Consider the following 23,327-nt stretch of genomic DNA (forward strand, 5'->3'; position numbering starts at 1 on the left):
GTGATCGAAGGTGGCAAGTTCACTGTCAGCACCGCATTGTTCGACGTCGCATTAGGCGTTGCTAACCCGCTTGCAACTACCCGATAAAGGTAACCGTTCATAGCTCCCGTTGCTCCGGTAATTACCAGGGTCGGCGTGGTCGCTCCGCTGTACGACGCTCCATTAGAAATATTCGAGAAGCCCAATCCTTGATCTACTTGCCACTGATAGCTCGTCGCATTAGACGCTGTCACTGAAAAAGTTGTGTTACCTCCTGCGCTTACTGTAGCATTAACAGGCTGAGCTGTGATCGAAGGTGGCAAGTTCACTGTCAGCACCGCATTGTTCGACGTCGCATTAGGCGTTGCTAACCCGCTTGCAACTACCCGATAAAGGTAACCGCCCATGTCTGCCGTTGCTCCAGTAATCGTCAGAGTCGCCGTTGTTGCTCCACTGTACGGCCCTGCATTGGCTATATTCGTGAAGCCGGCTCCTTGATCCACCTGCCACTGGTAGCCCGTCGCATTAGACGCTGTCACTGAAAAAGTTGTGTTACCTCCTACACTTATTGTCGAACTGCTAGGTTGAGCTGTGATCGAAGGTGGCAAGTTCACTGTCAGCACCGCATTGTTCGACGTCGCAGCAGGCATTGCTGCTCCACTGGCAATTACCCGATAAAGGTAACCGTTCATAGCTCCCGTTGCTCCGGTAATTGTCAGGGTCTGCGTGGTCGCTCCACTGTACGGTGCTCCATTGGAAATATTCGTGAAGCCCGCTCCTTGATTCACCTGCCACTGATAGCCCGTCGCGTTAGACGCAGCTGCCGTAAAGGTTGCGTTCCCTCCCGCGCTTATTGTCGAATTGCTCGGTTGAGCTGTGATCGCAGGTGGCAAGTTCACTGTCAGCGTCGCACTGTTCGACGTCGCAGCAGGCGATGCTGCTCCAGTGGCAATTACCCTATAAGTGTAACCGCTCATAGCTGCCGTTGCTCCGGTAATTGTCAGGGTCTGCGTGGTCGCTCCGCTGTACGGCGCTCCATTGGAAATATTCGAGAAGCCCGCTCCTTGATCCACCTGCCACTGATAGCCTGTCGCATTAGACGCTGTCACCGTAAAGCTTGTGTTCGCTCCTGCGCTTATTGTTGAACTGCTCGGTTGAGCTGTAATCGCAGGCGGCAAGTTCACTGTCAGCGTCGCACTGTTCGACGTCGCAGCAGGCAATGCTGCTCCACTGGCAATTACCCTATAAGCGTAACCGTTCATAGCTGCCGTTGCTCCGGTAATTACCAGAGTTTGCGTGTTCGCTCCGTTGTATGGCGCTCCATTGGCTATATTCGCAAAACCTGATCCTGTATTTACCTGCCACTGATAGCTCGTCGCATTAGTCGCTGTCACTGAAAAAGTTGTGTTCCCTCCTGCGTTTACTACCGCATTAGCAGGTTGAGCTGTGATCGCAGGAGCAGGCACAACTATAGGACTCCCTATTTCAATATCATTGAGAGCAATCCACAATGTATCTGGATTTTGGGGCGTAATGCGCACCTCATCAACGTTTTGGAATATAGAAGCCGTTAATCCGTTGCTTTGAGAAAATGTATTCTCCCAATTATTTTGCTGCGTATCCAAATCTACTGAACCCGTAAAATGACCATTATCAAATCCAGTTACAGTGATCGGATCTTGTCCGCCATAATCAGAAACAAAAAAGGATTGAAAATTAAAATTCACCGCAGGATCGCTGCTTTTTATTATAATCAGATTGGATCCCGCGCTGTCGTCATAAGACGCAGCAATAGCACGCTTTACCGAATTATCTATCTCATAAGGCCATTCAAAGCTCCAGTCAAATCCGTCGCCGCTAATAATTTGTAACGTCATGCCTGGTATCGGAGATGAGCCCCCCTGCCCCGCAGTCACTATCCTCCCGTTGAAACTATCTGCAGAAGTAAAAGTAACCGTCCCCAGTGTTGCTGCCTTCGCAGGAGATACTGGTAAATAGAAGGACAAAATAACGAATACCATGATGGCAGGTATCATACTCCGCCCCTTTAGCCTATTCAATATATGCATTGAATTCACTCCGTTCTCATATGTAGCATCATTAGAAATGGATCTTTCAAATGACGAATCACACAATTATTCGACATTTTTAGGCAAAATCCTTTACGCCCAGCCAAACCCTGGCAAATAATCTTTCCTTTTTTTGTCGAATTTTCTGATAGAAACAGATTCTAGGCAGAAATATTCACATTTAAGGTGAGCTTGGTTGCTATCGAGATCGTGAAATCGATGAGGCTTAACGCATCCCTCATAAAACAGCGCGTTGTCGTTTCCGCTTGCCCGCGCATTGCCGCGCGCATCCTGCACCGCTTCCGGAACTCCATTCCCCGCATTTCCTTAGCATAAGGAGCTAGCCACAAGCCGATCGTATCTAGAAATTACAGGATAGAGAAAAATCATAAATGGACACATGACAAACGGCGAAGGAGAAAGTTTACTGGGGACTACTGTTCGACAAAGAAAAAGGCGAGTTCTGCGCCCCAACGCAAACCCGCCGATGATTATCCTTGGAAAACCGTAATAAAAAAACGCAAATGGCGCATAAAAAGGGCCTGGAAGACCGCCCCTTATTCCTCAGACAGCCTGCTCGCTTCTCCTGGCGATAAGCGCATGATCCTCCTTGCGGGTAACACATTTAAACTCCATGTAACCAGCAGTAATAGAATCGTAATTGGCAGCAATATCTCCCATGAAAAATGGTAAGGAACAGTAAGATCGGTTGGTTTCTTGTCTGCTTCCATCAGCGTATATATGAGATAGCTTCCGCTTGTGCCAAACACGAGTCCGTTTACTATACCTGTCCAGCCAATCATAGTGCCTTCTAACAGCACCATCTGCCTGATCATATTTCTGCCAAGGCCGATACAGCGCAGCATGGCCATTACTTTGGATCTCTCCTGTACGGCACGAAGCTGAACAATAGCCAGCCCAGTAAGTCCTATGCACATCGTTATCACCATAAAGCCGTTAAAAACCCAGAACATCTGTACAAACCCTAGCTGCGAACCTCCTTCAGCGATAGCAGGCGCGTAAAAGGTCGAAATACCTGCCAAGGCTAAACGCTGCTCCAGCTCGCGTAATGCGCCAAGCCCCTTCTCGGGATAGGATACAAACAAATACCCCTTCTCGGAAGCCGTCTCCCAGCGGTAACCATTGGGTGCGAGATGCTGATGCAGCTGCTCGTTAACCCATATACCGTTATAAAAAGCGATTCCCGCATTGCTCTCCACAAATCCCGCAACCGTAACCTCGACTCTCGCAGCCATTTTCGGCTCAACTTCGGAGCCAGGCACATACAGCCCTGCCGCCTTTTCATAAAACTGAAGGGTAAGCTTATCGCCCGGCTGAACAGCTCTAGCCAGCATACTATCTACCCCATATATTTTGGGCCACAGCTCGGGAGCATAGCTGTACTTATGATCCAGCATAATATATTGCGGCGATTGCAGAACGGCCTGCCACGCCTCCTGATCCGTCGCAAATTGCGAAGCTCTCCCCTCTAGCGCTATATCACTCCCTCTTAAAAAAGCGCTGTTCGTCGGAATCATATTGAATTGCTCCGAATCCAGTGTCCATCCTTCTGATGAGGCCTTTATCATATAGGGTTCTAGTGCTGCAGATTCGTCGACGAGTGCAGCCAGCCCCTTATCCGCGTGCAGCAGCTTGGTGATACGTTGCTTGGCAGTGTCATTCTCGTAAGCAATATACCCCGGATAGCCAAGTATCTCATAGCTTGTCTGCTTCATAGTGGCTTGAATATGGGAAGCAAGCTGGAGCACGATAACAAGCAGCATAAAGCAGCAGCTAAAAATAATCATCGTAAAAAATGATCGGCGTGTATGACGGGCCGGGTAACGAAAAGCTAACAATTGAGCCACTTCATCTACTCCTATTCGATGAAGAAGCGGTCTAATCATACGCTGAATGACAGGCAGCAGCCTAGTAACGATATATAAGGAGCAAACGGAAGCCAGCAGCCAAGAGACAAAGAGCAAGCCACTGCCGCCTTGACTAGTTGTGCCCGAAGTTGGCTGGAATGAAGCGTAGCTGTTAACCAGCAGACCGATATGCAGCAAGACGACCGCAATGCAGACTATCATCAGCAATGCACCTGCAAATCGTATCTTTGACGCCGATATAGCCGAATCTGCTGCTGAATGTTCTCTCAATGATGGCACAATACGCATTTTCCGCAGTTTAATGCTAGCCAAAACAGCCGTAATCATAAATAAGCCAAATACGATAGCACCTGCCAGAGCAATTCCTGATGCGGAGACATACGGTGTAATAGTAATAACCTTGCCGCTATAAGCCTGCATCATACTGCCGTTCATAGCTTGAAACAATCCAATCGTTCCATAGCCGATCGGTATGCCGATAGCCAGTCCTACCAATAAGCTTACTCCTTGAATAAGCAGCGCTTCTATTAGAAAAATACGCTGTATATGCGTGCGCTGGTAGCCAATCGCTCGCAGCACGGCAAGCATTTTTTTACGAGAATCAGCTAGCATTAACAATACCTGCAGCATCAGTATGGCTCCCGCTATAACAGCGGTCACGCTGCAAAATACAAACGTAAGGCCAAAGCGCAGCTTCATCTGATTCACCAAATCAGCGTCCTGCCGCTTTTGATCCACAATTCTAACAAGCGGATCAGGAATCGGAAACGGCGTAGGGGCCGTGCTTATCATGACATGCTCACGCCGGCTCAAATATGAAGTATACGTACCCTCGGACAAGCCGGATAGCAACCGAGCCGTGTCCATCGTCACAATCATCGTGCCTTCCGTCTTCATATATCCCCGGTAGCCGATCATACCTTCCTCTGGCAAAATCTTCTTCACCGTAAAATAATGCTTACTGCCAGAAGCGGAAGGCAGCATGACAACATCGCCTTCGTTAAGCATCAGCTGCGAAGCAACCGCCTTGGATGCCACAAGTTCGTCCGGTGCAAGGCTGAATGGCCATGCCGGATTTTCAGGATCAAAGGAAGCAGTTTGCTGCTCATCAAGCCCCATGACCAAAAACCTTGCTCCTGCGCTGACGGTATTTAGAGCACCATCCACCTTTTCTGCCCTGGATTCTAGGCTAATAACAGGAAGAATCCGCACGCCTGCTTGCTGGAGCAGGGCCTCAATCTGCCTGTTCTCCTCTCCCGGCTCGAAATACGGGCCCTCTTGGGGAAGAAGCTCCCACTCAATAGGGCCATAATGCTGCTTCAGCCACTTTTCACCGCTTGCATCAAAGGATTGAAAAAAGATAACCGACGCCATAATCAGCGCCGCTCCTATACAGCTTCCCGCAATAGTCAGGAAGGTTTGCCGCTTCTGTGACTTCAAATGACGCCAAGCCAAATTCCAGTACACCTTTGCAGATAAGAGCGACCTCATAGCGTCACCCTTTGCGCGCCAGAGATGATCCGTCCATTTTCCATGCGTATAATCCGGTCACACTCAGAAGCTACAGCGGCATCGTGAGTGACAACCACAATCGTTGTACCCATTGTGCGGTTAATATGACGCAAAAGCCCTACGATTTGATGGGAGGTATCTGTATCAAGCGCTCCTGTCGGCTCGTCCGCCCATATGACGGATGGCCTCGTAACAATCGCACGGGCAATGGCAACACGCTGATTTTGTCCTCCTGACAGCTCTGAAGGAAATGCGTTCAGCTTCTGTCCCAGACCAACCTGCTCCAGCGCTTGACGCGCCTGCACATTTGCCTTTCGGGAAGAAACACCAAGCCCGATCAATGGTAATGCAACATTTTCTAGCGCCGACAGCACAGGAATTAAATGAAAGGCCTGAAACACAAAGCCAGTATGCTGTAGACGGAAAGCAGAGCGCTCCCGGTCCTTCACCTCATATACCGAAAATCCGTTAATCGTCACGATTCCCGAATCAGGCTCTTCAATCCCTGAAAGAACTTGCAGCAACGTGGTTTTGCCACAGCCAGACGGCCCTACTATACTTACCATTTCCCCTTGATCAATAACCAAATCCACTTCCTTGAGCGCACGAACGATCGACTCACCTGTACCATACGTTTTTACGAGTCTCTCGGCTAAAATCATGAAACTTCCTCCCTAGTAAAACGAATATAAGAGGAATGTAACAGCTGTTTATCCATTTCTAATGAAGAAAATGTGCAGAAGCTGTGCAGTTTACGACGGCTCGTACATAATGGGTAGAACAATAAAAAAGCTTGTTCCTTCACCCCAGTTGCTAGATACAGTAATCGATCCGTTATGTGCTTCCACCAGGCTTTTGACAATAGCCAGCCCCAGTCCAAGCCCCTGCCTCGTTCCGTGATCGCGCCGCTTGGCGCTTCCTTGATAGAACCGCTCAAATACATGCGGCAGCTCGTCCTCCTCCATACCTGGTCCGTCATCGGCAATATGCAGACTACACTGATGCTGCTCCGCCGCCAGCTTAACTGTAACAGTGGATCGTGCATAACGAAGCGCATTGCCAAGCACGTTTAACATGACCTGCTTGATGCGATCCTCATCAGCGTATATATGAACAGCCGCCTTGCTATTCACTTGCATAGAGATCCCCTGTTCCTGGGCCTCTCCCTCAAGCAGCATCACTAACTTGCCTGCCAGTTCGTCCAAGGAAAACCAGCGTGGCGACAGCCGCAAATGCCCCGATTCCGCCAGCGCCAGCTGCTGCAGGTCGCCTAGCAATTGGCTCATACGGTAAACCTCATCCTGCAGCAGCAGTACGTCCTGTACAGCCAACTGCTGCTCATGCTGCAGCGCGGACTCTAGCTTCACTCGCAGTACGCTTAGCGGCGTCCGCAGCTCATGGGCGATATCCGCAACCATAGATTTGCGTACCGTTTCAAGACGTTTAACCCGTTCCTCAACTTGTGTAAGCAATTGCGAGCAATAAGTCAATTCGGACAACTCAGATGCTTCCATCACCGCATAGGGCGGCTTTAGAGCTAAGGTCTCCAATTGCTGGCGAAGCTGGGTGACTTGACGCTGCGCTCCTTTGTCTCTTCTGGACAGCATAATAAATACTATGGCACCAACTGCAGCAGAGCTGACGCCGGCAATGCCTAACGGAGCGGATGCGAGCAGTTTGCCCAGCGAGAAGCCACCGCTAAAGCTGCCTATTACTTCCCCTTGCAGAACGATCGGTCTTCTCTCTAAAGCAGGAATGCTATCTGCCATAGAGAGAGCATGCTTGTCCTGTGGATCAGGCCATACGAGCCGATGCTCCGCTGACCATACATAGAGCTTCCACTGCTTTACAGCCGGCAACTCCGACAATGCTTCACCGGTATTCTCCCAGCCCTCATGCATGGCATATAAGCTGCTCAGCAGATAGGTTGCCTGTACAGCTTGCTGCTGCTCGTACTGACGATTAATCATTCCAAACAGAATGGATGTGCTTGCCATAACCGTTACAAAGGTCAATGCAGCCGCTAAACCGCTTTTAAGCAGTTGATATACCCGCATGCGCTTCATCGCGCTAGCTCCCCTCCTGGTTCAGCTTATAGCCGACCCCATATACGGTGAGCACCATTTGGGGCTGTGCGGGATCATCCTCAATCTTATTGCGCAAATTACGAATATGAGAATCAACTGTCCGCTCGAACCCTCCAAAGCTTTCTCCAAACGTATCATTCATCAGCTGCAATCGGCTGAACACACGCCCCGGCTGCCTTGCCAGCGTCACCAGCAAATCAAATTCAGTAGGCGTTAACGCGAGCAACCGGCCGTCTTTTGTCACTTCATGCCGAGACAAGTGGATAACAAGTGAGTGCCTAGTAAGTACGTCCTCTTCCTGCTGACCGCCAGCCATCGTTCTTCTAAGCACTGCCTTCATACGTGCCAACAGCTCTCGTATGCCAAAGGGTTTGATCAAATAATCATCCGCACCAATTTCCAGCGCGATCACCTTATGCCATTCATCCGACTTTGCCGTCAGCATTATAATTGCAACGTCGCTTTTCCGCCTAATCTCCTTGCAAAGCGCCACTCCATCCATCCCGGGCAGCATCCAATCGATCAGCAGCACATCAAAAGTGTTTGTCTGCAAACGGTTGAGTGCTTGTGAGGCATCCGTCACGTGTGAAACCGTGCAGCCCTCCTGCTCCAAAAACGGTATGACATCCGCTACTATCTTCGGTTCATCCTCTACCCATAAAATGCGCAAACGATCCCTCCTATTTACTCATAGCAGTAGACAAAGCGGCGGAGGCTACCGGTATCGAATTTAGTCTTCGAAAACGGTCAGCCGCCCCACTCCAATGGTTAACCTCTATAAATGGGTACTACCAGTATAGCCTCCCTATTTGGTTTTTGAATGCTTTTTTGAATAATATAGCAAGATTTCGAAACTACCTTTCTTGTTTGATATGGTAAAGCCAACATAACTGCCCGCAGCTCTCATTTCGATTTCACCCCTCACCCCGTATTTCCTCTCATATAATAGAAAAGCCGCCGAACGAATTCGGCGACTTTCTGTCAGCTATTCTTCTTTATAGCGAGGAAAGCAGCACAGCCGCTTCCGCTCTCGTCAATGCGGTGGTCGCGCCAAACGACCGCGCCGATCCCGCTTCTGTTCCCGCCGATTTCTCCGCAGGCTGGAAGAACGGCACTCCCGCATCGCCTAACGCTCTCACGGACGGCTTCGCCCATTCTGGAATTGAAGCATCGTCGGCAAAGCCAGTAGTGATACCGACTTCCCCTAACTCAAGCTTCTTCGCATTCGCGAGCAGAACGGCGGCTTCGCCTCTACTAATGGACTCCGCAGGCCTGAAGCTGCTCGGCGCAGAAGCGTCGCCATACACGCTATCGAGCACACCGACCTGCTCAAGCCGGGAAACCGCCCCTAGCGCCCAAGGCTTAATAGCATCCGCGTCAGAGTACGGCAATTGGGTTGTGCCCGCCCCTTCCAACTTCAATGCTTTATCCAGCGCAACGGCAAATTCCGCACGGCTGATCGCCGCATCCGGCTTGAAAGCGCCGTTCGGGTAACCGTTGAATATCCCTTTCAACAAGCTGTCCACTATCGCTTTTTCAGCTTCATGTCCGGCGATGTCAGCAGAAGCAACTCCCGTCGGCGACCACCAATTGCCGGATACAACAATCATGCTAAGCAGCCGGATTGAATTTCCGTAGTAGTAGCTCCATTCAACTGCCGTAGGATTGGCGGCGTCGGTATGGTAGTCCCACAGATCGTTCAGCCATTGCTGGTTGCTGCTGTCGATCATCGCACTGACCATCATCGGAGCGGTAAAATCAAGTCCTCCGTCCCATTCGCTTAGCTTCGTCTTGCCATCAAGCGAGTAACCGGACCAGATTTGTCCCGGTTCGTCATGCTTGCCTTTTACGAAACCATTTAATGCGGTCAATTGCCCCTGCGCGCTTTTATCGCCAGTCAGCAAATAATCAGTTCCGATGCGCCATGGCGTCCGGCAAGAATTGTAGTTATAGGCGCCGTCAAATTCGGATTCCAGGAAATAGCCGCTTTCCGTATTCCATTTGAATTCCGAGACAGGCTTATATGCTCCGTCCTTGTCCCGATACAGGAAATCGGGCAGCAAACCAATCGCTGGGCTATAAGTCTTGAACACATCGTTCACGATGCCGTACGTCGTCTCGATTACGTTCAACCAACGCTCGTCGCCCGTCGCTTTATAAAACTCCTTCATATGCTGAAGCATAAAATCTGAGGGACGAGTCGCGCCTTTAAAGTCAGGATCGCCTTCCGAGCCTGGCACCCAGTCGCCCAATTGCAAATGGAAATGCTCGGGGTGAACCTCGCTCTCAATAATCGCATTGATCACCTTCAACGCTTCCGCACGATAATTGATCGATCCTCCGCTACCCCACTGCTTATCGGCAAGCAGCAGCGAATACGCGATATCCATATCGCCGTCTATCGCCGAGTCTGTGCCGTTGACGTCGACGATTGCACCGTCCCGGTCGGCCTGCTGCCAGGCCATCAGATCGGGATGCAGCGTGCTCGGATGAGCGCGGAAAAAACGGTACATTCCGTCGTACAGCTTCTTCGCTTCTTTATCGTGGCCGGCCATTAAGGCAGTAATCATCATGCCGTAGCCATGTGCCTCGGATACCGTGATCGCGTCCCCGTTCCAACCCCCGTCGTTATACCAGATGTAATATTGACTCTTATCGTAAGGATTCGCCTTAATGTACTTTTTTTTATATTGATCATAGAGCAGCTTGACCTCTTTATCCATTTGCTTCTGCGAAACGTGGCTCGGTTTGATCGAACCGGCCGCATAGGACATATGCTGCGGAAAAGGCCGCAGCGCTTTGTCTGTGCTGGAACCCGTTGCTGCCGCGCGGGCATGGGCGGGAAACAGACTGACCAGCAGCGCGGCAAGCACGAGCAGTGTTACTCCATAATGATGTTTAGAACCATAACGGAATTCCATAATGACGATCACTGCCTCTCTTAGAATGGGCTATTGTTCTTTGCTGACTAAAAGTTTAAGCGCTTTAACTTTTGGACTAAAAAAAAGCGCTCTCAAAATTCTTCCTCCTTCCTAGCAAGAATAAAAGTCTCGGTGTCTATCCCCTTATTTTCTACTATCCAAACATTTCCTTGTTTACACCTGTATTGTAGTAGGGTCACTACGTTCCTGTCAATATAAATTAAAGCGCTTTAATTTACAGTCAAGAAGAGGTTGCCATAGGAGTCTCTACAGACTGGCTGTGAGCCGAATATGTACGAAATATCATATATAATTTTTCGAAAATCGGAATTTCGGACGATTATATTCGAAAAATCATACATAATCGACGATTTTGAACAAATTTGGCAAAATATATACTAAAAATCATACATATTGAGCACACAAACACCGCACCGATCATTCATGGACAGCTCCCATCCATCGTTTCAATTTCGAGACTCGATGATTATTCCTGCTGTCCTACACTAACTTCTTAACGCTACCCACACGAATCAAAATGACAAGAACTAAACCATCATTATTGTAATCAACGAGAGTTTCTCCACAATTTGAAGAGGCTCCCGAAGGAGCCTCTCACTGCAATTATCCCACGTTGTTATTGCGAATACACTTCAAACTCCCAAAGCGAATAGCCCCACTCCAGCGCTCGAGCTGTTCCATTCATCCGGACGTATCTTGCACTTGCTGGAGTAAACGTAATGTCGTCGATCGCGCCATTACCATTCGTTGTCGTATAGGCATCAGTCCAAGTCGTTCCATTAGTGGAAAGCTGGATCTTATAAGCGGTCGCATAAGCGTCTTCCCAATTCAGCTTGACGCGTCCAACGGTTTGGGCCGTGCCTAGATCGACAGTGATCCAAGATGGATCGATAGCGTACTGGCTCGCCCAGCGCGTTGCGGCGTTTCCGTCAAACGCTTTGTCCGCTTCGTAGCCGGTGCCTTCAATCGAGCTGGCCGTTGCCGTTTTGTTCAACGCCAAGTTCGTCCCGCCAGGCGACGGTGTCGGTGTTGGTGTTGGTGTTGGTGTTGGTGTTGGTGTTGGTGTCGGTGTCGGTGTCGGTGTCGGTGTCGGTGTCGGTGTCGGTGTCGGTGTTGGTGTCGGCGTTGGAGTCGGTGTAGTCGACACCGGCACGTCATCGAGAATCGAGGTGACGGCCAGCATGTACCATGCGGCATGTGGAATCCACTGCTCAATGCTGCGCCACTTGTCGTCCCCGCTCGTAATAAGGCCGATGCCAGAGCCGTCCGCGCTGCCCGAATGGATTCCGTTGCTGATGCCTCCGATAAAATCCTTATGCCCGTATTTCGGAATGTTGTAATCGGGATGAAACTTCGAGCCATGCCCTTTGAGCATCGACACGCCAAACGGATTTTTGCCCAAGATCCAGTCCAACTGGTCTGCATAATACGTTTTGTACGAAGCCGGGATGTTTGCCCCGCCTCCCCAAGCGTAACGGCCGCCGATGATGGAGAGCGAGGAGAGCGAGCTCAACCGTGCGTTCTCGCCTTGCCACCAATAGCCGGATTCGTTGACGCGCGGGATAAAGAAATCTTTTTTGATCGTGCTGTTGTACTTCGTCACTTGTCTGGACAAGCCGAAAGCATTGTTCACTTCACCGGTAATCGTAATCAGATTGCCGACATAATTTTTAATCGAATTGCCTTTGGCTGTCTGGCTGATCCCTGTATCGGCGGCGGCGTAAAGCGCCAGCGCAATACCTGGCAACCCCGCTTCCGCGGCGTGATAATAAGGTCTTGAAGCATTCTGATCCGCATAATACCAGCCCTCCGCATGCTGCCGGTTTACGATGCTGTTGGCCCGGGCGCGTGCATCCGTCAAGTAGGTTGCTTGGTTGGTCGTCTTATAGAGCTCGACCGCGGCAATCAGCGCGCAGTAATCGTCGAGCATATTTTCGATACCGTCGTTGACGTACGTCGTATTGTTGGTCTTCAAATGCGCGTAGGCGGAAGTGGCCGCGTTCAAATAGTCGGTGCTCGTGAACTGCCCCGAAATGCCTTGCCGCGCCGCCGCTGCGAGAGAGGCGATCGCCATGCCTCCGCCTTCGCGGAAAGCGGCTTGGTAGTCCGTCGTTTTCGTTCCTGCGCTGCCTGTGTATGCCGTAATGTAGCGCTGACTCAAATTGCCTGACCAGTTGTCGAAGACAGTAGAATAGAAGTAGGGGTTGTTCGATTTCATCCGCACGAGGAAATCCGCGCCGAAAGCCGCTTCCTCCCGAAGCTTCGTCTTCAAGCCGACTGCATCGAGCTGCGAAGGATATTTCTCGTGAATGTAAGCCATAATCCAGACGACCAACGGCGTCTGCTGTGGAACCATGTAGTTCGTATACTGCAAATGGCTTAAGTATTTGGAAATATCGCCGGATGCGTCATACCAGCCGCCCCGAACGTCCTTCGTAACGGTCGGATTGCTGCCGTAAACGGGCACATTCGCGTCTGCGTTCCATACCGCGCCGGAGTTGCGGCTGAGCGTGAAATAGTTCAGCGCCGAGCCGAACGTATTTTTGAATAAAACAGCGTCGTCGATCTTGAACGCGTACGAGTAATACGCGCTGCTGCCGCTGACAATCTTCACCTTGTAATTGCCCGCCGTTTGAAAGCCGCTGAAATCCAGCTTCGCAAATACGCGGTCGCTGTACCACGAGGACATGGCGACCCAGGCTGAAGCCGGAATCGTTCCCGTATGAACCGTTAAGTTCGAGGAAGCGTCCACGAGCTCGAAGGCGGTCGGCTTCGTGCCGCTGCTTGGCCACTCCGCCACCGCGCTTTTCGGATACGTCCGTTCGTACCCGACCTGATTCACATGAATGTCGTAGTTGGCTGCCGACGTTTCCGAGGGCGGCAATGCGAATAAACCGATCAAAAGAACTGCAGCAAGGCAAATGCAAATGGCTTTTTTCATTTTCTTTAACCTCCCATGCTTGATCTGTTTCCTGCGATTAACGTTTCAAGCTAAACCTGCTCAATCGGCTATTTCGCATCACCTCCCCTGTCACCCCTCCCCTTATTCCTTGACACCGCCCGCTGTCATGCCCCGAACAAGCGCACGCTGAAATACGATAGCGATAAATAACGGCGGAAGGGAAGCGATCACCCCTCCGGTAGCGACCATGCCGACATCGACCGCGTGCTTGCCGCTGAACTCGGAGATCGCCACGGAAATCGTCTTCGCATCCAGCGTCGAAGTAAACAACAGCGAGAAGAAGAACTCGTCCCAAGACAGCAGAAAAGCAAAGATAATCGTCGCCAAAATGCCGGGCCGTATAATCGGAACGACCACTAGCCTCAGCAGTTGCAGCCTGCCGCAGCCATCCAGCAGAGCAGCCTCATAGAAATCTTGCGCTACCTGCCGGAAGAAGCCTTGCATAATCCAAATAACGAACGGAATCGCAAAAGTTAAATGAAGCAGAACAAGCGTCAGCTTCTGATCCAGCATGCCCAGCTTCTGCAGCGTCACGTAAAGCGGAATCACAATGACGATAGACGGAATCATGTAGGTGAACAGAAAGACGTACACCAATTGAGGGCTAAATCTGAACTTGTACTTCACGAACGCATGCGCGGCCAAACCGCCGATCACTAAGGCAAGCACCGTCACGGTCACGGCTACCGCCAAACTATTCATCATCGAGATACGGAACGCGTAGGCAATATCGTTATGCGCATCTTGAAAAATCGCCGCGTACCGCTCAAAGGTAACCCGCTCCGGTATCCAGTGAATCGGCACGCTGAGCAAATCCACTTGATACGAAATGCTCGTAATAAACAGCCACAAGAAGGGACTAACTGTCCACACCAGCAGTCCGGCAGCGAACACATACTGTGTAATAACGAGCCACTTAGGCTTTCTCACGGGCGCTCTCCTCCCTTCCCAGCGCTCTCACGTACAGAACGGTGAGCAATCCAATCAAGCCGGCGATCAGGAAGGACAACGTCGCGCCCGCCGAGAAATCTAGATGCACAAACGACTTCACATAGGTCAAATAATTGATCACCATCGTGCCGTTCATCGGTCCGCCCTGCGTCAGCGCAAAGATCAGATCAAACACTTTGAACGCCTCCATCGTCCGAATGACGATCAGAATGAGCAGCGTCCCCTTCAAATGAGGCAGCGTCAGCGTGAAAAACCGGCGGAACAGCCCTGCTCCGTCAATGCTCGCCGCCTCGTAGATGCCCTTGTTCGTCATCTGCAGCGCGGCCAGCACAAAGATCGCGACAAACGGCGTCATCTTCCACACGTCCGCGAGAATGACCATATTCAGCGCCCGCACCGGACTTCCGAGCCATGACTGGTACGTATCGATCAAGCCGAGCCCGCTGAGCAGCCCGTTAAGCGCGCCGAACTCCGGATGATAAATCCATTTCCACAACACCCCGTTGACGATTGTCGGAATCGCCCAAGGCAGTATAATAACCGAGCGAAGCAGCCCTGCGCCGACGAATTTCTCGTTCAGCAGCAGCGCGATCAGCACGCCGAGTATGATTTCAATGCCGATGGAAAAGACGGTAAAATAAGCGGTCTTGCCGATTGCCGACCAAATTTCGGCGTCGCCCAAAGCGCTCGCGTAATTGCGCAAGCCTACGAATGCGCCCGCGGAAGACGATGTCAGACTCATATTTTTCAAGCTGTAGATAAAGGTTTGAATTAATGGATACAACACGATGCCGAATACGGCGACGATCGCAGGCACCGTGCTCCAAAAGCCGAATTTCCGGTCCGTTATTTTTCTGCCCATGTCCCTTCTCTCCCTTGCTGCAAATAAGAAGGGGGAACCTGACTGCCGCCGCGATTCCCCCTTGCCGCTTTCTTTACTGGACGATTTCCAACATGGCCGCGTTCAGTTCGCCAAGCGCTTCCTGCGGCGATTTCTTATCGAATAACGCCTCATGAATGGAGACTTGCAGCTTCGTCGAGAAATGGCCGTACCAAGGAACCTGAGCCCGGTTGGCAATGCTCTCGTACTGAACCTTCGACACTTCGAGCAGCTCTGGATTGGCGGAGACGGCCTCCTGATCCTCGAACAGCGACTTCCACACCGGCGGCGCATCAGCCGTATGCTTCTTCTGGAACTCCTTCGAGCTCAAATATTGAATGTACTGCCATGCCTCATCGGCATGCTTGCTTTCCTTCGAAATCGCCAGACCCATTCCTCCGTTGACCGTCGCGCCTTTCGCGCCTGCCGTGCCCGGAATCGGTGCGATGCCAACTTTGCCCACGACCTTCGATTCGCGCGGGTCCTCGTTCGCAAGCCCGAGCATATACGCCCAGTTGAGTGCGAACGCCGCTTTGCCGCTTGAAAATATCGCTCTGACATCCTCCTCCAAATATTCAGCGGAGCTCGGATTCGTCAGCCCGTCCTTCATCGTCGCTTTCATAAATTCAAGCGCTTTCACATTGGCCGGATCATCGATCGTTACTTTTTCCCCGTCTACGAACTTGCCGCCAAAGGAAGCGGTCAGCAGCGTAAAGTCGCAGATCAACGCCTCTGCTTGCTTCCACGACCAGACGAGCGGATACTCGACGATGCCTTTTTCCTTCAACGTCTTGGATGCGGCCGCCACTTCTTCCCAAGTGCCCGGCACCTTCGTTATGCCCGCCTGCTCCAGCATTTCTTTGTTGTAGAACAAATACTTCACATCATTCAGCCAAGGCATACCGTACAGCTTGCCGTCGTATTCCATCGCGCTCAGCGCGCCGCCGAAAATATCTTTGCGGTCTTCATCCTTCAGCTTACTCGTCACGTCGTACAGCATGTTGACGTTGGCCAGCTTCGCCGTCCAAGGCGCATCGACGAGCATCACGTCATAATTGCCGTTGCCGACGACGATTTTCTGCTCCAGTACTTCATAAGGCACGAAGGTCGTTTCGACTTTGATATGCGGGTTTTCTTTCGTAAACGCGTCCGTCGCTTCTTTGATGGCGTCCTCGCTGTAGCCTGCCTGCTTCATGAAAATGGCGTTCAGCGTCACATTCGCCTTCTTGTCCGAAGTCGGCGCTTCCTTCCCCGTACATCCCGCGACTAAGGCCATAGCCAATATCGCCAAAAAAAGCACATAACCCTTTTTTCTCAATCCCATTCGCAACCTTCCCCCTTATTCGAATAAAAAAATAAAATCAGCATTAGCTGCTGATTTCATCTTAATTCGACCCGCTTCTTGCGAGAATTGACGATCTTTACTTCGATATGGACGATTCTGACTTTTTGGCCAGCCCGCTGCGAAATGCCGTCGGACTTCTGCCACAGCTCTTCTTGAACAGCCGGTTAAAGTAGAACGGATCGGGAATGCCGACCAGCTCCGATATCTCCTTGATATTGAGGTCCGGGTTCTTCAGCAGCGTCATTGCCCGCTCCATTCGGATTTCATTCATAAACTGCACCACCGTGCTGCCTGTCTCGCTCTTAAACAATCTGCAAAAATAGCTTTCGTTCATATTGACCCGTCCAGCCATTTGCTTGAGCGACAGCTTCGTATCCAGATTGCGGCTTAAAAAATCGATCGTTTCTCGAATCTCCTTCCGGTAAGCTCCTTGCAGCAGCGGATGGACGCTTCTGTTCATCCGCTCCAGCCAGTCGGCGAGCACCGCGCGAAACGAATCGATATCGTCCGCCGCCTCCAGCCGTTCCCGATAACGGCCGTCATCCGTATAATCGTGGATGCCGGAAGCGAGCGCTTCCCGTACCTCGACGGCCTTGCAGACGCAGCCGCAAAGTAAAGAGGGAGCGAGACGGGCATGCTCCGCCTCTCGAACAAACGCATCCAAACCGGCCGATAGCCGTTCCACCTCTCCCGTCCGAGCATGGCGCAGCAGCTCCTCCAACCGCTCGGCAAAATCCAGCGGCAGCTCCGCCTCGCTTTGCCTCCTGCCCTCGCTGGAAACCGCCTCCAGCACGACCGTCTCCCTGCTGTAGAAACGGACCTCCGCCGTCCGCCTGCAAGCTTCAAAAACAGCTTTTGCTCCGGCCATCCCCTTGAACGGCATGCCGACCACAATTGTCACTCGTACGTTCAGGTACAAGGAGAGCAGTTCCGCCAATCGTCTGCCCAGCTGGCTTCTCTTCATTTCCGAATTGTATTTGCCGGAGGACGCCAGCCACAGCACATACTCGCCGTTCGTTACCGCTGCCAGCTCCGACGGTTCGCTCGCCAGCTGATCCTCCAGAATCGGACGCAGCGCGCGAAGCATTTCTCTGCGGCTGCCCGACTGCCCGGCGCCGCCCTCCGGTCGGCCGATGTGAAGATACAGCATGAATCCTTCAGCTTCAGCTTCAGTTTCACCGTTTTCTTCGTTCACGCCTCTATCCAGGCCGAACGCCCGCAACCCATATTCCCGAATTTGCGGTGCAATCTCTTCGCCGCTCAGCCCGTCCTCGATCAGAATATCCCGGAGCAGCTGTGCCTTGGCGATCTCATAGCTTTCCCGCAAGCCCGCTGAACGCTTGCGGTTTTCTTCCTGCTGCGCCCGCTCCTCGGTCAGCTGTCCGGCGGCCTGATGCAGCGCAGCGAGCAGCTCGTCCGGCTTCATCGTCAGCTTCAGCAAATAATCGACGGCGCCAAGCTTCAGCGCTTCGCGCACCATGCCGTAATCGCCGTAATTGCTAAGCGCAATAATTTTGCCGGTGAAGGACGGATCGCTGCGCAGCGCCCCGATTAGTTCAAGCCCGTCCATGCGGGGCATAACCAGATCGGTAATGACAATGTCGGGCTGCACCTTGCCGATCAGCTCCAATGCAGCGATGCCATCCTCCGCCCCACCATGCCATTCGAAGCCATGCTCCTCCCAAGGGATCATCATGTGCAAGCCAATACGCATAATTTTCTCGTCATCGGCCGCTACGACCTTCATCATTCCGCAATCGCCTCCATCCATGGCAATAATAATTCGACCTTCGTGCCTTCCCCGATCTCGCTCGTAACCGTTAACCCGTATCGATCACCGAAGTGCAGCTGCAGCCTTTCCTGAACATTCGTCAGGCCGATGCCGGAAAGTCGCTGATTCGCCCGGTAGGTCGGATCGAACAGCCGCTTCAGCCGCTCGCCGTCCATCCCCCGCCCGTTGTCACGCACCGCTATTCGCAAATCGCCGCCTTCCCTCACGGCGGAAATGACAATAAATCCGTTATCCTGCGATTCCTCTAGCCCATGGATCAGCGCATTCTCTATGATCGGTTGCAGCATAAATTTCAGCACCGACGAGCCGGACAATTCGTCCCCGATTTCGTATATGACCGTGAAGGAAACACCGTAGCGCAGCCTCTGAATAACGACATAGTTCTCAATATTGTCCAGTTCGCGGCGAAGCGGTACGAATTCTTCCTTGTCGACGATCGTATTGCGCAGCAGTTCCGCCAGCGCATTCAAGCCATCCGCTACTGTATCCGCTCGGCTAAGCGTCGCCGTCCACTTGATGCTGTTCAGCGTATTGAAGAGAAAATGCGGATTGATCTGGGCTTGCAGCATTTGCAGCTCCGTTTCCCTTTTCAGCCGCTGTTCGTTTTGCATTTGGCGGATCAATCCGCTGATTTCCTCGATCATGCTGTCGAACTTGACGCTCAAGTAACCGAGCTCGTCCGGGCTGCTGTCGCTGTCCTGTATGCGAAAGTTGCCTAAGGACACCTGCTTCATCCGGTGCACGAGACGATTCAGCGGCTTCGATATGCTGCGGGAAAGCAGAAAGGTAATCAAGATGGAGAAGAACAGGCTTAAGCAGACGACAATAATCAAATACGGCATAATCTGCTGACTCTCCCGAGCGAGATGCTTCCGCGGAATAACGCCGACGAGATACCATCTTGCGTTGGAATCGTAAGAGTAGGCGACAAGCTGCTGCCGATCCTGCAGCTGCGTCTCGAAGGTTCTCTCGCCAAGCTGCTCGTGAAGGGCGATTTTTCGCATTAAGCTGCCATCCGGGTAAGGGCGCCCGACAGCATAACCCGCATTGCGGGACGAAAGCACAACGCCGTTCTGATCGATAAGGAAAACGTCAGCCCCTTCTCCGAGGTCGATCGTCTCGAATATGTCACGGGAATAATGGCTCTCCTTCATAGCAAGAAAAACGGAGCCTAGTTCCTCATTCCAGTTGTTCTGCGAACGGATCGTCCGGGCGAGCACAATGCAATCGACCCCATATTGCGTGACGGTATACGTCCATAGATCGTTGCCGTCCCTTCTGCGCATCATCTCGGTGAACGTGACGATTTCCGTCCGGTCCAGCTTGTCGTACCCAAGATCGTAGATAAGCTCATTGGAGGAATTATAGATTTGAAGAGATTTAATCTGATCCAGCAGCTTTCGTCCGCTGAACGCTTGATTGATATCATAGTAGGTGCTCTTTAACAATTCCGGATCGGAATTGGCGTTCGCGCTGCGGAGGCTTGTCTGAACCAAGTTATGCGTCATAATCTGGTCGCTGAGGTACTCCAGCTTCTTGTTTTCCCGCTGGATTTGAAACTTCAATTGATCGAGCACTTGCAGCGAATAGCCGCTAATGTTGGAACTGACGGCGTCAACCGATTTTGAATAAAAAATCCACGCAGACGCAAATAAGGGGACGATCGATAAGAGGAGCAGCGATACGATCAGCCTGTTTTTTATTTTGGATTTCCGCAAATACGTTTGCAGCGGAAGCTCCCAGCCCGGAAACGGTTTGCTCAAGTGGCATTCCCTCGCTCTGCACCGTAATGTCGCGCTGGATCTAGGCTGATCGAATCGCATTGTTAGTTTAAGCGCTTTAACTTTACAAAAGAATAATATTATTATAAGCAAGCGCCGTTTGAAAATCTATCGTTTTATTTAGGTGAAAAAAAAAGATTAACGCTCCCCCTCCAGCTTCAGCAAGACCGTTTTCATCGGCAAGCCTCCCCGGTAACCGGTAAGCGAGCCGTTCTTGCCGACGACCCGGTGGCAAGGCACCGCGACAAGCACTGGATTGGCGCCGATAGCTGCTCCAACCGCGCGGACGGCGGCAGGCTTGCGAATCGCCTCGGCAATGTCCGAGTAGCTTCTCGTCTCTCCATACGGGATGTCGAGCAGCGCCCGCCAAACGGCAAGCTGAAACGGCGTGCCGGACAGATCGGATGGCATCGCAAACGTCCTCCGTTCACCTCGCGCATACTCGCCAAGCTGCTCGGCGTAAGGCTGCAGCCTTGCCGAATCCTCTATCCACTCGCAGTCAGGAAAGCTGCGCCGCGCCCAGTTCACCATCTCGTCGAACGTCCCGTCCGGCGAGCCTACATAACATAATCCTTTCTCCGTCGCCGCCAAGTACAGCCGCCACTCTCCTAGTTCCCAAGCAGACCAATATAACGTTGTCGCCTTTGTGGTCTTTATAGTCTTTGTCGTTTTCATCGATTCGTCACCTCGTTATCGTTACTTGACCGCTCTGCGGCAAAATTCTTGCGATATTCAGCGGGCGTCACGCCCGTCGCCGATTTGAACAGGGTAATGAAATAAGCAGTGTTCGGCAATCCCGCCTCCTGCCCGATCTCGGCAATCGGCCAGTCCGTCTTCTGCAGCAGCCGTTCGGCCGCTTGAAGCCTCGCCTGCTGCAAGTAAACGGTCGGCGTCACGCCCGTCAGTCGTTTAAACGTGCGCTGAAGATGGTACGGGCTGCCGTGGCACGCATCAGCGATGGTCTGCAATTGAAGCGGCTCCACATAATGAGCGTCAATATACTCGGCGATTAGCCGCACCCATTCTTCATCCGGCAGCCGCTCACCCGCCGGCTTGCATCTTTTGCAGGAGCGGTAGCCCGCTTCTGCCGCCTGTCCGGCATTGTCGAACACCGTGACGTTGGAGCGGTTCGGCAGCCTCGACTTGCAAGAGGGCTTGCAATAGATGCCGGTCGTCCGGATCGCATACAGAAAACGTCCATTTGCTTCTTCGTCATTCGCCGCAATCGCTGCCCATTCCTCGTCCGTCGGCACTCTACCGCTTGCTCTCTCGTTCATCTGCGACCGCCTCGCTTTCGTTTAATCTCTGTTTTCAGTATAGCCCGGCTAAGCCGTTTGCGGTCGCTTTTCCGAATAAAAGAGCAAGATTTTGAAATCGCGATGCCGCCGGTTATGGTAAAACTAATAATAGACAACATTTCAACCGCAAGGAGGCGGCTTTTTAAGATGCAATCCCCTTATCCTTACCCATACACCGCGTCGAATGACGGCAAGGAGATCCGGCTGGAAGCGCCTGTCCCTTTCTCATTCGATCAAAACCTCAGCTACCTGTCCCGCGCCGCGGGAGAGAGCATGCACCGCGTACTAAACGGATGCGTAAGAAAAGCGATACTGGTGCCGAACGAAACGGAGGCGGCGCTTATTGAAGTAGATGGCCAAGAGGATGGGCTGACCATTCGCTTTCTCTCGCCGGATCGGCCGCAGGCGCCCGAAGCGCTGCAGGCGGCAGCCGATTACATCGCGGAATGGTTTGATCTACGCAACGACTTGAAGCCGTTTTACAAACTGGCGGAACATGACCCGCTGCTTCAACCGACCATAGAGTCGTATTGGGGACTGCGAACAATCGGCATTCCCGATCTGTTCGAGGCGCTTTGCTGGGGCATCATCGGCCAGCAGATCAATCTGCCTTTCGCCTACACACTGAAGAGAAGATTTGTGGAGCGGTACGGAGAAGCCGTCGTCTACGACGGGGAATCTTACTGGCTGTTCCCTGAACCAGAGACGGTCGCCACATTGACAGTGGAGCAACTAACCGAGCTGCAATTAACTTCGAGGAAGAGCGAGTATTTGATCGGAGTAGCCGGATTAATAGCGGAAGGAACGCTAACGAAGGAGAAGCTGCTTGCCGCCGGGGGACTGAAAGCGGCGGAGCGCATGCTTGTCGGCATACGAGGCATTGGCCCTTGGACGGCCAACTACGTGCTGATGCGCTGCCTGCGCAGCCCCGATGCCTTTCCGATCGACGATGTCGGGCTGCATAATGCAATTAAGCATGTCGCCGAGATGGACCGGAAGCCGACGAAGGACGAAATCACAGCAATGTCAGCCGAATGGAGCGGCTGGGAGGCCTACGCCACCTTTTATTTATGGAGACTGCTGTATTAGGAAGGCCGAAGGGCGGACAGCGGCTGCAAATAAGAAAGCCACCGCGTCGGTACGTTGTCCGCAGTATCGGCATAAACGACCTGCAAATAGCGGGTTAGATCGGACACCCGCCGCTCAATCAACACTTCTTTAATCTCCGATGTCCGGGTCGGAACTATACTTTCCTTTACCTTTCCGAATTGGTTCAGGGGCAGAAAGATCGCCAGGCTCTTCTTGTAGGAGCAGGCTTTCGGATAGCGGGGAGCGCTGCCCGAATCATATTTGCACAATTTCACCTTTTCGGCGTGTGCGGTTAGAAGCGGTGCGGCATCGAATGCCAGCAGCGCGAACGCCTCGTCCGGCTCTCTTCTCCGGTAGGTATCCAGCATGACCAAAGCGTCTCGCAGCGTGGGCCAGAAGAAGACATGACTATCTAAAAACAACCGAAACTGCTCCTGTGTAATGGAGTCATCCATTACCGATTCGGGGATACGCAGATGGGCGTTAAGGGTCGCCGAATGACCGCCGTGCATCAGCCGCACAGGAGAAGTCCTGCGTTCACCGTTTGTCTGCGGCTGCGGCTGCAAAGAGACGCTTGCCAGCAGTTCGTCGCCAAACGCGATCGCCTGTAAATTGCTTGCTCTGGTGAAATGATAGAGCGTTCCTCGCTTCGCTGTCCTAGTCATTACGGCAATGGGATCTATCTCATTGTTGCGCTTGGGAATGCCCGCCCTTTCTGTCTCTTCCTCCATCGTCCTTCCGCCTTTCGAAT

16 protein-coding genes are annotated in these 23,327 nt (G+C 52.1%); 1 reads left to right on the top strand and 15 read right to left on the bottom strand.

What is annotated here, in order from left to right:
* The 14 genes from ACFVTB_RS03260 to ACFVTB_RS03325 all read right to left on the bottom strand — a co-directional run.
* A partial coding sequence (locus tag ACFVTB_RS03260) for a beta strand repeat-containing protein (protein WP_387745104.1) occupies positions 1–2,015 on the bottom strand: 2,015 nt, incomplete at its 3' end.
* A gap of 590 nt (positions 2,016–2,605) precedes the next feature.
* Positions 2,606–5,428, bottom strand: coding sequence for an ABC transporter permease (locus ACFVTB_RS03265; RefSeq protein ID WP_387745107.1), 2,823 nt, complete (start codon positions 5,426–5,428; stop codon positions 2,606–2,608).
* The gene (locus ACFVTB_RS03270; protein WP_387745110.1) at positions 5,425–6,111 is read right to left on the bottom strand and encodes an ABC transporter ATP-binding protein; all 687 of its coding nucleotides are present in this window, start codon (positions 6,109–6,111) and stop codon (positions 5,425–5,427) included. Before ACFVTB_RS03270 ends, ACFVTB_RS03265 begins: the two co-directional genes overlap by 4 nt.
* A 90-nt stretch (positions 6,112–6,201) precedes the next feature.
* Positions 6,202–7,515 carry a sensor histidine kinase gene (locus ACFVTB_RS03275; protein ID WP_387745112.1) on the bottom strand — a complete coding sequence of 438 codons (1,314 nt, stop codon included), beginning with the start codon at positions 7,513–7,515 and terminating at the stop codon, positions 6,202–6,204.
* Between the two features lie 4 nt (positions 7,516–7,519).
* Positions 7,520–8,206, bottom strand: a complete 687-nt coding sequence (locus ACFVTB_RS03280) for a response regulator (RefSeq protein ID WP_387745115.1) — start codon at positions 8,204–8,206, stop codon at positions 7,520–7,522.
* A gap of 325 nt (positions 8,207–8,531) precedes the next feature.
* Complete coding sequence (locus ACFVTB_RS03285; protein ID WP_387745118.1) at positions 8,532–10,457, bottom strand: glycosyl hydrolase family 8; 1,926 nt, start codon at positions 10,455–10,457, stop codon at positions 8,532–8,534.
* Between the two features lie 637 nt (positions 10,458–11,094).
* Positions 11,095–13,419 (bottom strand): discoidin domain-containing protein, encoded by a 2,325-nt coding sequence (locus ACFVTB_RS03290; RefSeq protein WP_387745121.1) that lies wholly within the window; start codon positions 13,417–13,419, stop codon positions 11,095–11,097.
* A 102-nt stretch (positions 13,420–13,521) separates the two neighbouring features.
* Positions 13,522–14,370 carry a carbohydrate ABC transporter permease gene (locus tag ACFVTB_RS03295; RefSeq protein ID WP_387745124.1) on the bottom strand — a complete coding sequence of 283 codons (849 nt, stop codon included), beginning with the start codon at positions 14,368–14,370 and terminating at the stop codon, positions 13,522–13,524.
* Positions 14,357–15,253 (bottom strand): carbohydrate ABC transporter permease, encoded by an 897-nt coding sequence (locus tag ACFVTB_RS03300; protein WP_387745127.1) that lies wholly within the window; start codon positions 15,251–15,253, stop codon positions 14,357–14,359. The genes ACFVTB_RS03295 and ACFVTB_RS03300 overlap by 14 nt, the downstream gene beginning before the upstream one ends.
* Before the next feature lie 73 nt (positions 15,254–15,326).
* Positions 15,327–16,595, bottom strand: coding sequence for an extracellular solute-binding protein (locus tag ACFVTB_RS03305; protein ID WP_387745130.1), 1,269 nt, complete (start codon positions 16,593–16,595; stop codon positions 15,327–15,329).
* Between the two features lie 97 nt (positions 16,596–16,692).
* Positions 16,693–18,366 carry a response regulator gene (locus tag ACFVTB_RS03310; protein WP_387745132.1) on the bottom strand — a complete coding sequence of 558 codons (1,674 nt, stop codon included), beginning with the start codon at positions 18,364–18,366 and terminating at the stop codon, positions 16,693–16,695.
* The gene (locus ACFVTB_RS03315) at positions 18,363–20,171 is read right to left on the bottom strand and encodes a cache domain-containing sensor histidine kinase (protein WP_387745135.1); all 1,809 of its coding nucleotides are present in this window, start codon (positions 20,169–20,171) and stop codon (positions 18,363–18,365) included. The genes ACFVTB_RS03310 and ACFVTB_RS03315 overlap by 4 nt, the downstream gene beginning before the upstream one ends.
* A gap of 156 nt (positions 20,172–20,327) precedes the next feature.
* On the bottom strand, positions 20,328–20,864 hold the full coding sequence (locus ACFVTB_RS03320) for a methylated-DNA--[protein]-cysteine S-methyltransferase (RefSeq protein ID WP_387745138.1): 537 nt from the start codon (positions 20,862–20,864) through the stop codon (positions 20,328–20,330).
* A complete protein-coding gene (locus tag ACFVTB_RS03325; protein ID WP_387745141.1) occupies positions 20,861–21,466 on the bottom strand; it encodes a bifunctional transcriptional activator/DNA repair enzyme AdaA in 606 nt (201 codons plus the stop codon). Before ACFVTB_RS03325 ends, ACFVTB_RS03320 begins: the two co-directional genes overlap by 4 nt.
* A 168-nt stretch (positions 21,467–21,634) precedes the next feature.
* On the opposite strand from ACFVTB_RS03325, the gene ACFVTB_RS03330 reads away from it, so the two are divergent.
* On the top strand, positions 21,635–22,576 hold the full coding sequence (locus ACFVTB_RS03330; RefSeq protein WP_387745144.1) for a DNA-3-methyladenine glycosylase family protein: 942 nt from the start codon (positions 21,635–21,637) through the stop codon (positions 22,574–22,576).
* Here the strand turns inward: ACFVTB_RS03330 and ACFVTB_RS03335 are convergent.
* The gene (locus tag ACFVTB_RS03335) at positions 22,573–23,307 is read right to left on the bottom strand and encodes a DUF7002 family protein (RefSeq protein ID WP_387745147.1); all 735 of its coding nucleotides are present in this window, start codon (positions 23,305–23,307) and stop codon (positions 22,573–22,575) included. The genes ACFVTB_RS03330 and ACFVTB_RS03335 overlap by 4 nt on opposite strands.
* Between the last annotated feature and the right edge of the window lie 20 nt (positions 23,308–23,327).

It is taken from the genome of Paenibacillus sp. NPDC058071 (genome assembly GCF_042885235.1).
GTDB lineage: Bacteria > Bacillota > Bacilli > Paenibacillales > Paenibacillaceae > Pristimantibacillus.

Coding starts and splice junctions, on each gene's coding strand:
- ACFVTB_RS03265 (WP_387745107.1), bottom strand. CDS start 5,428: ATGAGGTCGCTCTTATCTGCAAAGGTGTACTGGAATTTGGCTTGGCGT.
- ACFVTB_RS03270 (WP_387745110.1), bottom strand. CDS start 6,111: ATGATTTTAGCCGAGAGACTCGTAAAAACGTATGGTACAGGTGAGTCG.
- ACFVTB_RS03275 (WP_387745112.1), bottom strand. CDS start 7,515: ATGAAGCGCATGCGGGTATATCAACTGCTTAAAAGCGGTTTAGCGGCT.
- ACFVTB_RS03285 (WP_387745118.1), bottom strand. CDS start 10,457: ATGGAATTCCGTTATGGTTCTAAACATCATTATGGAGTAACACTGCTC.
- ACFVTB_RS03290 (WP_387745121.1), bottom strand. CDS start 13,419: ATGAAAAAAGCCATTTGCATTTGCCTTGCTGCAGTTCTTTTGATCGGT.
- ACFVTB_RS03300 (WP_387745127.1), bottom strand. CDS start 15,253: ATGGGCAGAAAAATAACGGACCGGAAATTCGGCTTTTGGAGCACGGTG.
- ACFVTB_RS03305 (WP_387745130.1), bottom strand. CDS start 16,595: ATGGGATTGAGAAAAAAGGGTTATGTGCTTTTTTTGGCGATATTGGCT.
- ACFVTB_RS03310 (WP_387745132.1), bottom strand. CDS start 18,366: ATGATGAAGGTCGTAGCGGCCGATGACGAGAAAATTATGCGTATTGGC.
- ACFVTB_RS03320 (WP_387745138.1), bottom strand. CDS start 20,864: ATGAAAACGACAAAGACTATAAAGACCACAAAGGCGACAACGTTATAT.
- ACFVTB_RS03325 (WP_387745141.1), bottom strand. CDS start 21,466: ATGAACGAGAGAGCAAGCGGTAGAGTGCCGACGGACGAGGAATGGGCA.
- ACFVTB_RS03330 (WP_387745144.1), top strand. CDS start 21,635: ATGCAATCCCCTTATCCTTACCCATACACCGCGTCGAATGACGGCAAG.
- ACFVTB_RS03335 (WP_387745147.1), bottom strand. CDS start 23,307: ATGGAGGAAGAGACAGAAAGGGCGGGCATTCCCAAGCGCAACAATGAG.